Annotated in this window: 1 protein-coding gene; it reads left to right on the top strand. The window is 69.5% G+C overall.

The features are described from left to right. Positions 1–1,219 (top strand): cellulose synthase subunit BcsC-related outer membrane protein (locus F3J14_RS35045; RefSeq protein ID WP_247682369.1); only part of this gene is annotated, 1,219 nt, incomplete at its 5' end. Positions 1,220–1,342 lie beyond the last annotated feature (123 nt).

Below are 1,342 nucleotides of genomic sequence, written 5' to 3'. Positions count from 1 at the left end.
CCTCGACCGCGACGACCCGCTCGCCGCGCTGCGCGACCAGTTCGCGCTGCCCGATGGCGTGATCTATCTCGACGGCAACTCGCTCGGCGCCCAGCCGCGCGCATCGGCCGCCCGCGCGCAACAGGTGCCGATCTACATGCAGGTGCCGGTGCGCTACGACGGGCATGCGTTCCTGCAACTCGACACTGTGCATCTGGACGCGGGCACGCTCGATACGAGCGACCCGAACGCGTATTCGCTGAAGACCTTCGGGACCTACGCCGCGCTCAACACGCCGTTCGCACCGAATCCGTCGGCCGCCGAGTTGATCGCGCATCCGCGCGGCGACCTGCACCAGCCGATGACGGGCGTCGCGCTCGGCGCCGGCTATCGCACGGACGCGTGGCGCGTCGATCTCGGCACGTCGCCGCTCGGTTTCCCGGTGCATTACCTGGTCGGCGGCGTGCGCTACCGCTTCGACGCGGGCCCGGCGAGCTTCACCGTGAACGCGTCGCGCCGGCCGGAAACGAGCAGCGTGCTGTCGTATGCGGGGATGCGCGACCCGTGGACCGGTGCGGTATGGGGCGGCGTGCGCCGCGACGGCGTGAACCTGCGGGCGGCGGTCGACGTCGGCCGCGTGAACCTGTTCGCGGAACTCGGCGCGGGCGTGCTGTCCGGCCGCAACGTCGAGCGCAACGCGGAAGTCACGCTGCGCTCGGGCTTCACGGTGCCCGTGTACGAACGCGCGACGATGAAGGTGAGCACGGGGCTCGTCGGCAATGCGTGGCATTACGCGCAGAACCTGCGCTATTACACGTACGGGCAGGGCGGCTACTACAGCCCGCAGCGCTACCTGTCGCTCGGCGTGCCGATCGAGTGGGCGGGGCGGCGCGACGCGCTGTCGTGGGACCTGACCGTCACGGCCGGGATCTCGAACAGCTATGAAAAGGATTCGCTGTTCTACCCGACCTTCACGGGCCAGCGTGCCGCCCAGGAGGCGGCCGGGCTGGTCTACACGGGCAGTTCGACGCGCGGCGTGTCGTTTTCGTACGGCGTGAACGGCATCGTCGAGTATCGCGTGAATCCGCACCTGAGCGTCGGCGCGCAACTGCATGTCGACCGGTCGCACGACTATGCGCCGAGTTCGGCGCTCGTGTACCTGCGCTATGCGTTCGACGCACGCGCGGAGCGCAGCTGGCTCGTCACGCCGACGCCGGTGCGGCTTTATTCGGATTACTAGGGTCTGCTTGCATATGGAACGCGTGAATACGGAAATCGATGCAACCCGTCCCGCGCTCGGCGCCGCCGGCCTGCTGGACCGCCTGCGCGCGCTGCTGCGCACGGGTCCGGCCGGCGGCCGCGC

The organism is Burkholderia sp. Tr-862 (genome assembly GCF_011753085.1).
GTDB classification, from domain to species: Bacteria; Pseudomonadota; Gammaproteobacteria; order Burkholderiales; family Burkholderiaceae; genus Burkholderia; species Burkholderia ambifaria.
Note: the sequence above shows the minus strand (reverse complement) of the source record. Positions and strands in the feature narration are given on the sequence as shown.